This is a genomic window from Acinetobacter tjernbergiae DSM 14971 = CIP 107465, from assembly GCF_000374425.1.
GTDB lineage: Bacteria > Pseudomonadota > Gammaproteobacteria > Pseudomonadales > Moraxellaceae > Acinetobacter > Acinetobacter tjernbergiae.
This window is the reverse complement of sequence record NZ_KB894400.1, coordinates 1-1,710: the sequence shown is the minus strand read 5'-3', so window position 1 is coordinate 1,710 and position 1,710 is coordinate 1. Positions and strand designations below refer to the sequence as shown.

Genomic DNA, 1,710 nt, shown 5'->3' with positions numbered 1-1,710 from the left:
GGTATGGAGATTGTTGTTCCGAATCGAGTGAGTCATTTGTCCAATCAGGAATTTAACCAGAAGTACGGAACGCAATTGCAGGATGTCCCACAGATCTACCGATGGAAGTTGAAAAGTGCTGATCCAATTATTCAGCTTGAAGTTGAGGCACAGAAGCACACCATTCAACAGATTCGGCAATTTAACAAGCTCCAGATCTATCAAAAGGAGTACAACCAAGCCTTAGATCAGCGTAAAAATCAAGACCTAGATCGTGATGATAGCTATACGCCATCATGGTTCTAGGGATATTGTGAGGTTTTAAATCAAACTTTTGGAGGTGGTATGAAGACTGGAAAACAAATTCTTGAGGGTTTATTTGACGATCAACGTGCAGCTGCACATGATCCCCATCATCCAGTAAATGATCAGCTTCGGGCCAGTCTACTGTGGAATAAACATTTACTTGAGTTGATTCAGATCCCACGGCATCAACTCAAACCAGATGATAGCTATGTTCTAGTAGCTGATATTCCAGAGTATTTTAAGGCACAGTTTGAGCAATATTTTTTAGGTCAGAACCTATTGCAGCATGTGGATCATCCTGAAGAATCACGACTTGATAGCAAACGTTTGGACAGTTTTATTGTCTATCTGAAAGATCATCCAAGTTATCAATCAGAGCAGTGTGGCCAAGTATGAAAAAGAACGTAGATGCAGAGCGTATTCGAGCTGCTTTTAAGGCAACGCAAGGGATTGTGGAGCATTCATTTGAGCAGCATGTAATTGATGCCAGTCAAGCTTATGTCAATGCGATGATTGAACGGATTGCTTCTGGTGAGTCGAGTTTTGAGGAGGAAGATGAGGTGTTAATGATGAAGTGGAGAGCTATGAAATCCTTATAGAATAAGGATTTCATAGCTTTAAATTAATCTCTGGTTTCAAAATATCCAGTCATTTTCTTAAATTGATTATTTTGAATTCTCTTTAGTAATTGAGCGACAATGATAGTTATCTCAGCAATATTTTCATCTGTACTTCTTATTACATTATGTGCATCAAGTTTGCTTCGCCAATTAGTTATTTGTATAGAATTTTCATTTCCTACCGAGAATAATGGTAAATTTAAATAAACAATTTCTCCTAAATAGTCCCAAGAGCAATATATTTGACCATTATCTTTGTGTAGAAAGTTTTTAGCACTAGTAAATGCTAAAAACTTTTCTCCATTTTTCTCTACCTTTTTTAAAACTATATAATTAATTTGTTCATTGAAATTTTTAGGATTTTGATGGTCTTGTATTAAATTACAATAAGATAAGACTGACGTCTCCCCTAGAGAAATTGTAGGATTTAGGTTTTTTTTACCATAATCAAAAATTGTTCCTTGAGCATTTTCATAAAAACCGTTGATTGGTAAATTATAGAAATCATATTTTCCTGAGATACCTTGAAGAATAAATTCCAGTGCAGGATAGACACCGAGAAATTCACATTCTGCCAACTTATTTTCTGGATAACGTTGTATATCGGCAAAAACATTATTACTAAAATTTAAAAAACTTGCCCATAATTCTTTCTCTTCAAAGGCATTTTTATCAATCATAATAGCTTGTGTATTCATTAATTTTAAATCTATTAAAAACTTTAAATTTACATATTTTAATATTTGGAATCAAATAATTATTCTATTTTTTAGTTATCTTTTTAAGCCTATTTAACATAATGGCG

General features: G+C 34.0%; 3 protein-coding genes and 1 pseudogene. 3 read left to right on the top strand and 1 reads right to left on the bottom strand.

Annotated elements, in window-relative coordinates; genetic code table 11:
• The 3 genes and pseudogenes from C502_RS19320 to C502_RS0117935 all read left to right on the top strand — a co-directional run.
• Positions 1–285 (top strand): annotated as a pseudogene (locus C502_RS19320) (MobA/MobL family protein); the annotation flags it as partial.
• Positions 286–324: 39 nt separating this feature from the next.
• The gene (locus C502_RS0117940) at positions 325–681 is read left to right on the top strand and encodes a hypothetical protein (protein WP_018680132.1); all 357 of its coding nucleotides are present in this window, start codon (positions 325–327) and stop codon (positions 679–681) included.
• A complete protein-coding gene (locus tag C502_RS0117935) occupies positions 678–884 on the top strand; it encodes a hypothetical protein (protein WP_018680131.1) in 207 nt (68 codons plus the stop codon). The genes C502_RS0117940 and C502_RS0117935 overlap by 4 nt, the downstream gene beginning before the upstream one ends.
• A 23-nt stretch (positions 885–907) precedes the next feature.
• Here C502_RS0117935 and C502_RS0117930 read toward each other — a convergent pair whose 3' ends face one another.
• Positions 908–1,603 carry a hypothetical protein gene (locus C502_RS0117930; RefSeq protein ID WP_018680130.1) on the bottom strand — a complete coding sequence of 232 codons (696 nt, stop codon included), beginning with the start codon at positions 1,601–1,603 and terminating at the stop codon, positions 908–910.
• Positions 1,604–1,710: the final 107 nt, after the last annotated feature.